This window comes from Streptomyces sp. SID3343 (genome assembly GCF_009865215.1).
GTDB lineage: Bacteria > Actinomycetota > Actinomycetes > Streptomycetales > Streptomycetaceae > Embleya.
Map to the genome: position 1 here is coordinate 1 of NZ_WWJX01001607.1, position 6,738 is coordinate 6,738.

The 6,738-nt window shown below is 69.0% G+C and carries 8 protein-coding genes and 2 pseudogenes; 4 read left to right on the forward strand and 6 right to left on the reverse strand.

Annotation, left to right across the window (positions count from 1 at the left end; translation table 11 throughout):
• A pseudogene (locus GT354_RS51555) lies at positions 1 to 274 on the reverse strand (adenosylcobinamide kinase/adenosylcobinamide phosphate guanyltransferase); the annotation flags it as partial.
• Positions 275 to 366: 92 nt separating this feature from the next.
• On the opposite strand from GT354_RS51555, the gene GT354_RS51560 reads away from it, so the two are divergent.
• Positions 367 to 567 carry a hypothetical protein gene (locus GT354_RS51560; protein WP_161365360.1) on the forward strand — a complete coding sequence of 67 codons (201 nt, stop codon included), beginning with the start codon at positions 367 to 369 and terminating at the stop codon, positions 565 to 567.
• A 95-nt stretch (positions 568 to 662) separates the two neighbouring features.
• Here GT354_RS51560 and GT354_RS51565 read toward each other — a convergent pair whose 3' ends face one another.
• From GT354_RS51565 to GT354_RS51575, 3 genes are all read right to left on the reverse strand, one after another.
• A complete protein-coding gene (locus GT354_RS51565; RefSeq protein WP_161365362.1) occupies positions 663 to 1,661 on the reverse strand; it encodes an aldo/keto reductase family protein in 999 nt (332 codons plus the stop codon).
• 74 nt (positions 1,662 to 1,735) lie between these two features.
• Positions 1,736 to 2,506, reverse strand: a complete 771-nt coding sequence (locus tag GT354_RS51570; protein ID WP_161365364.1) for a methyltransferase domain-containing protein — start codon at positions 2,504 to 2,506, stop codon at positions 1,736 to 1,738.
• Positions 2,503 to 3,108 carry a DUF3043 domain-containing protein gene (locus tag GT354_RS51575; RefSeq protein WP_161365366.1) on the reverse strand — a complete coding sequence of 202 codons (606 nt, stop codon included), beginning with the start codon at positions 3,106 to 3,108 and terminating at the stop codon, positions 2,503 to 2,505. The genes GT354_RS51570 and GT354_RS51575 overlap by 4 nt, the downstream gene beginning before the upstream one ends.
• Positions 3,109 to 3,340: 232 nt before the next feature.
• Between GT354_RS51575 and GT354_RS51580 the strand changes: the two genes are divergently transcribed.
• Entirely contained in the window at positions 3,341 to 4,114 is a 774-nt protein-coding gene (locus GT354_RS51580) for a PspA/IM30 family protein (protein ID WP_079026675.1), read from the forward strand.
• Positions 4,111 to 4,404 carry a hypothetical protein gene (locus tag GT354_RS51585; protein WP_161365368.1) on the forward strand — a complete coding sequence of 98 codons (294 nt, stop codon included), beginning with the start codon at positions 4,111 to 4,113 and terminating at the stop codon, positions 4,402 to 4,404. Before GT354_RS51580 ends, GT354_RS51585 begins: the two co-directional genes overlap by 4 nt.
• 88 nt (positions 4,405 to 4,492) lie before the next feature.
• Here GT354_RS51585 and nadA read toward each other — a convergent pair whose 3' ends face one another.
• Entirely contained in the window at positions 4,493 to 5,707 is a 1,215-nt protein-coding gene (gene nadA / locus GT354_RS51590) for a quinolinate synthase NadA (protein ID WP_161365370.1), read from the reverse strand.
• 163 nt (positions 5,708 to 5,870) lie between these two features.
• On the opposite strand from nadA, the gene GT354_RS51595 reads away from it, so the two are divergent.
• Positions 5,871 to 6,224, forward strand: coding sequence for an iron-sulfur cluster assembly accessory protein (locus GT354_RS51595; protein ID WP_161365371.1), 354 nt, complete (start codon positions 5,871 to 5,873; stop codon positions 6,222 to 6,224).
• Between the two features lie 100 nt (positions 6,225 to 6,324).
• Here the strand turns inward: GT354_RS51595 and GT354_RS51600 are convergent.
• Positions 6,325 to 6,738, reverse strand: a pseudogene (locus GT354_RS51600) (hypothetical protein); the annotation flags it as partial.

Genomic DNA, 6,738 nt, shown 5'->3' on the forward strand with positions numbered 1-6,738 from the left:
CCACCTCGTCGAGCCCCGCGGCCGGCAACCACGCCAACGGCGCCGAGTCGGCGGGACCGCTCAGCAGCAGTCGCCGTACCCCCGTCAACGGGTGCCCGGCCCGCGCCGCCGCGTGAGCCGGCTCGGGGCCGCAGTCGAGCAACAGCGTGCCGTCGAGCAACACGCACGCGGGTCCGCGGACGACGGGGCCCGTGCATCCCAGACACGAGGCGCAGGTGCAAAACGGCTGGGGCCAGCCCTTGGGACCGGCCGTGCCGAGCAGCGTGAGCTCCATGGGTGTCGTCGCGCTCCTGGCTAAGTGGTGGGTGGGCTTGATCTACTGTGCACGTCTTTGACGGTCCGAGATCCCGAGTTGAGGAGCCCGACATGTCGTGGGTGTGGCGGTACGAGGACGCGAACGGTGCCCCGGTCGACGGACCGCAGGCGGAGGACTTCACGAACCAGTCCGATGCCGAGAGTTGGCTCGGCGAGAGCTACAAGGATCTGTTGGCCGCCGGCATCGACCAGGTGACCCTGCTGGAGGACGACACCAAGATCTACGGCATGAGCCTGCATACCGAGAGCTGACGATCGGCACCTGACGATCGCCACCCGATTCCCGACGGCGGACGTACGAGAGGGCGCGGCCGAAGCCGCGCCCTCTCGATCATCTCAAGCCCGGGCTACGGGCGTGTCGTCGGGCTCGTGGTGAGCGCCGGGTCGCGGCTGACCACGGGGTCCAGGATCACGTCGATCCTGGTCAGCAGGCCCTCGTCCAACGTCACACCGGCGGCCTTGACGTTCTCGTACACCTGCTCCGGACGGGACGCGCCGATGATCGCGGCCGACACGTTCGGGTTCTGCAGCACCCAGGCCACCGCCAGTTGGGCGAGCGAGAGGCCCGCCTCGTCGGCCAGCGGGCGCAGTTGCTGCACGCGGGTGAGCACGTCGTCGGTGAGCATCCGGGACACGAAGTCCTGGCCGCCCTTGTCGTCGGTGGCGCGCGACCCGGCGGGCGCGGGCTGCCCCGGCAGATACTTGCCGGTGAGCACGCCCTGCGCGATCGGCGACCACACGATCTGCCCCAGGCCCAGTTCCTCCGACGTCGGCACGACCTCGGCCTCGATCACGCGCCACAGCATCGAGTACTGCGGCTGGTTCGACACCAGCGGTACCCGCAACTCGCGCGCGAGTTCGGCGGCCGCCCGGATCTGCTCGGCGTTCCACTCGGAGACCCCGATGTACAGCGCCTTGCCCGCACGGACCACGTCGGCGAACGCCGACATGGTCTCTTCCAGCGGCGTCCGGAAGTCGAACCGGTGGGCCTGGTAGAGGTCCACGTAGTCGGTGCCCAGGCGGGCCAACGAGCCGTCGATCGACTCCAGGATGTGCTTGCGCGAGAGACCGCGGTCGTTGCGGCCGGGCCCGGTGGGCCAGTAGACCTTGGTGAAGATCTCCAGGCCCTCTCGGCGCTCGCCCTTCAGCGCCCGCCCGAGCACCGATTCGGCGCGCGTCTCCGCGTACACGTCGGCGGTGTCGAACGTGGTGATGCCGCAGTCGAGAGCGGCCCGCACACACGCGAGGGCCGCGTCCTCCTCGACCTGGGAGCCGTGCGTGAGCCAGTTGCCGTAGGCGATCTCGCTGATGACGAGACCGCTGCGGCCGAGGTGTCGAAAGTCCATACCGGCACCTTATGTCCGGCCCGTCCGACCGGCCTCGAGGGCGTCGCCCACGAGCGCGCCTGCCCTCGATACGGCTAGCGGACCGTCTTCTCGGCGACCAGGTGCACCACGGGCGCGATGTGGCGGTACGGGTCGCGTCGCGACGCGTCCTCCTCGCAGGCCAACAGGTTCTGCCACGCCTTCTGGCCGCGCGGCGGCTCGGCGTCCTCGGGCTGTAGACCGCTGAAGACGCCCACGCCGTACCAGTCCAGCACCGGCGCGCCCAGGTCGGAGAGCACCGTGGACAGGCCCTCGACGGTGTCCGCGCGCGCCGTGCCGCCGCCGGGGGCGGGGTAGGTGGTCGACGACAACGCCTTGAGCGTCGCGGTCCACTGCGCCGCGGCGCCCGCGCGCATCGCGAGCGAGCCCGCGTTGCGCGAGGTCACCGACAGCAGGCCGCCCTGGGTCATCATCCGGGCGAGCGCGGCCAGCATGCCGTCGGGCTCGGGCTGGGCCTCCAACACGTCGTGGCAGATCGCCAGATCGAAACTGCCCGGAGGAAAGTGTCGACCGGCCTCGGCGCCGTCGCCCTCGACCAGGCGCATCCGCCCCTGCACGTCGGCCGACTCCTGGGCCAGGTCCTCGTGCAGCGTGGTGAGCACCTCCGTGTCGGTGTTCACCGACGTCACGATGTGTCCCGCGCGGGCCAGGAGGATGCCGGGCGAGGCCGGGCCGCATCCGACGTCGAGCACGCGCAACGGGCCACGATCACGCAGCCGCGTCATGTGCTCGGCGAGCTGTCGCGCCACCAACTCGCGACGGACCGTCGTGTGCAGGTCGCCGGTGAGGCCGGTGATCGTCGTCATGCGACCTTCTCGCCTCGCTTGACCTGGGGCTTGGGCAGCCGCAGGCGACGGAGTTGGAGACAGCGCATGAGCGCGTAGGGCGTGACGCCCTTGAGGGTCTCCTTGGGGAACTTCGCCCGCAGCGCCTTCTTGAGGCCCATGTTGACCCGAATGGAGTCCAGGACGATCAGCAGGATCACCGCGATCCACAGGATCAACGAGAAGTTCTTGACCGCGAGGCTGGGCAGGATGCTCAGGATCAGGATGATCACCGCGGACGGCAGGAAGAACTCGCCGACGGTGTAGCGCGCGTCGACGTAGTCGCGGCAGAACCGGCGCACCGCGCCCCGGTCACGCGCCGGCAGCGCGCGCTCGTCACCGGTGAGCAGCGCCTTGCGCTGCGTCTCGCGCTCCTCGCGCATCTGAAGCCTGGCCTGCTTGCGGGCCTCTTTGGGGTCCTTGGAGACGGACACCTTGGTCTTGCGGTTTGCCTGGGCCTCGCTGCGCTTGGGCGTGGGACGGCCCTTGGGGGCCTGGGGGTCACGGACGGCCTGCGAACCCTGGAGACGCTCCAGGGACTGCTCGGCGGTCTCGGGCTCTGCCTGCGAACGTCGTCGGAACACCCTCAAATCCTACGTGTTCGAGGTGGGGGAGATTCCGAGGCTCCCCGATTCGTGCGCGACCTGTGATCGGAACGGGCACACCACCGGTGATCGCGACCGTCGCGGATCTTCCCGGAACTCTCACGCGAGCGAACACGTCAAGTGAGGCAAAGCCCTGCTGCCACAAGGTCGCTTGGGCATTTAGGCTTCAGTGAGCAGCACGGGATGCCTACGAAGGGGGCACGCGAGGCCCATGAGCGGTGTAATGAAGCGAATGGCGATGATCTTTCGCGCGAAGGCCAACAAGGCTCTCGACAAGGCCGAGGACCCGCGCGAGATGCTCGACTACTCGTACCAGAAGCAGCTTGAGCTGTTGCAGAAGGTGCGTAGGGGCGTCGCCGACGTGGCGACGTCGCGCAAGCGTCTCGAATTGCAGATGACCGGCTTGCAGCAGCAGTCCGGCAAGCTCGAGGACCAGGGCCGCAAGGCGCTGGCCCTCGGTCGCGAGGATCTGGCCCGCGAGGCGCTGATGCGCCGCTCGGGTGTGCAGCAGCAGATCTCGGACCTCGGAACCCAGCACCAGAACCTCCAGGCGGAGGAGGAGAAGCTCGTCCTGGCCTCGCAGCGACTGCAGGCCAAGGTCGACGCCTTCCGTACCCGCAAGGAGACGATCAAGGCGACCTACACGGCCGCCGAGGCACAGGCACGGATCGGCGGAGCGGTCGCCGGCATCTCGGAGGAGATGGGCGACGTCGGTCTCGCGATCCAGCGGGCCGAGGACAAGACCGCGCAGATGCAGGCCCGAGCGGGCGCGATCGACGAGTTGCTCGCCTCGGGCGCGCTCGACGACCCGACCGGGATGGCGAAGGACGACATCACCGCCGAGCTGGAGCGTTTGTCCAGCACGTCGGATGTGGAACTCGAACTGGAGCGGATGAAGGCCGAGCTCTCCGGTGGCACCCCGCCGCCGGCGATCGGCCCCGGTCAGCCCCGGCCGCGTTTCGACAAGCAGGGAGACGGCACATGATCGTGCGGATCATGGGTGAGGGCCAGCTCGATGTGGCGCAGGCGCACCTCGCGGTGCTCAATCGCTACGACGACGAGCTTCAGGTCGCGATCGAAAGTGGTGACGACGCCGCTTTTCGCGCCGCCCTGACAGCGCTTTTGTCCAAGGTCCGCGAGGTCGGCACAGCGGTGCCGGCCGAGAAGATCGTGGCGTCCGACCTGATGCTTCCGGCGACGGACGCACACGTTGACGAAGTCAGGAAGATGCTCGGCGCCGACGGCCTGGTTCCGGGGAGTTCGAGCCCGGCCTGACGTGCTTACCGCTCCGCCGTGCTGCGTACGGGCGGCGTGTCCCGGGTGATCCCGGTACACACCGCCCGTGCCGCGTTCTCGGCCGGCGTTACGGCAGCGCCAGCATTCGGTCGAGGGCGACCTTGGCGAACTTCTCGGTCTCGGCGTCCACCCGGATGCGGTTGACCACGTTGCCATCCGCGAGCGATTCCAGCGTCCACACCAGGTGGGGCAGGTCGATCCGGTTCATCGTCGAGCAAAAGCACACGGTCTTGTCGAGGAAGACGACCTGCTTGTCGGGGTGCGCCGCGGCGACCCGACGGACCAGGTTGAGCTCGGTGCCGATCGCCCAGGCCGAGCCCGGCTCGGCCGCGTCCAGGGTGTTGATGATGTATTCGGTCGAGCCCACGTAGTCGGCCGCCTGGACCACCTCGTGCCGGCACTCCGGGTGGACGAGCACGTTGACCCCGGGTATTCGGGCCCGTACGTCCTCCACCGAGGCGACGTCGAACCGCCCGTGCACCGAGCAGTGGCCGCGCCACAGGATCATCTTGGCCGCCCGCAGCTGCTCGCGGGTGAGACCCCCGCCCGGCTTGTGCGGGTTGTAGAGCACGCAGTCGTCGAGGGTCAGGCCCATTTCCAGGACCGCGGTGTTGCGACCCAGGTGCTGGTCGGGCAGGAACAGCACCTTCTCGCCCTGTTCGAAGGCCCAGTTCAGGGCCCGCTCGGCGTTGGAGGACGTGCAGATGGTGCCGCCGTTGCGGCCGGTGAAAGCCTTGATGTCGGCGGAGGAGTTCATGTAGGACACGGGCACGGTCACGTCGGCGATGCCGGCGTCGGCGAGCACGTCCCAGCACTCCTCGACCTGCTCCGACGTGGCCATGTCGGCCATCGAGCAGCCCGCGGCCAGGTCCGGCAGGATGACCTGCTGGTCGTCGGAGGTCAGGATGTCGGCGCTCTCGGCCATGAAGTGCACGCCGCAGAAGACGATGTACGACGCGCCCGGGCGGGCCGCGGCCTCGCGAGCGAGTTTGAACGAGTCACCGGTCACGTCGGCGAAGTCGATGACCTCGTCGCGCTGGTAGTGGTGACCCAGGATGAAGACCCGGTCGCCGAGTCGCTCCTTCGCCGCCCGGGCCCGGGCCACCAGGTCGGGGTCCGACGGGGAGGGAAGGTCACCGGGACACTCGACGCCCCGTTCGCTGCGGGGGTCGGACGCGCGGCCGAGCATGAGCAGGGCCAGGGGGGTCGGCTGCACGCCCGGCGGCAGGTCCAGATCGTGTGTCGCGGTCACTGCGCGCACCTCTTTTCGTCTAATTGACATTATCAATCTTATCCTGTTCATGTCAGGTTGACGAGAGCGGGGGTGTGCGACCATGAACAAAACGAGCGGCCCGGAAGTACTGTGGGAATAGGGCCGGGTCACCATCGGTTGCCGACGGTGGCAGTAGACGTACACCGACGAAATACCACGTGGGAGCTTGCAGATGACTGTCCAGGACGAGACCACCACGACCGGTGGCATCCTCCTCAGCGATGAGGCGGCGGCCAAGGTCAAGACTCTGCTGGAGCAAGAGGGCCGCGACGACCTCGCGCTGCGTGTAGCGGTCCAGCCCGGCGGCTGTTCCGGTATGCGCTACCAGCTGTTCTTCGACGAGCGCACGCTCGACGGCGACGTCGTGGCCGACTTCGGCGGCGTGTCCGTCGTCACCGACCGGATGAGCTCGCCGTACCTCAGCGGCGCCACCATCGACTTCGTGGACACGATCGAGAAGCAGGGCTTCACGATCGACAACCCGAACGCGGCCGGCTCCTGCGCCTGCGGCGACTCGTTCCACTGATCGATCACTGATCGGTCGCGACGAACCTCGAACACGCGAAGACGCCGCGCCGGCCCCTCGGGGCCGGCGCGGCGTCTTCGTTCGCGTTCGGCCGCGGGTGTCAGCCGGGGAACGGATTGCCGCCGGGAACGACGACCGCGCCGGTCGTCGCGTCCACGACATCGCGCTCGCCCAGGGGTGTGGGAAGCGTCACGTCGGACTTGTGCTCGACGGCGAGGTCGATGCACTGGTCGCCCTGGGGGATCGTCTCGATACGGATCGCGACCCGGGTCGGAGACTGCGACACGAACAGCGCGCGGGCGCTCTCGCACGCGCCGCCCCAGAACCATGTGGTGAGGGTGCGGCCGTCCGGGGCGAGCGTGTAGCGGCTGAACGCGGTGTTCTGCTGCCCCGGGTAGTAGGTGTGCGGCACGTCCCCGGGGGTGGGCGCGGTGGTCGACACCGTGTCGCCGTCGGGCGCCTGGGGGAGGGCGGGCGCCGGGGCCGCCGAGCCCGCGGGCGCGGGCTCGACCTG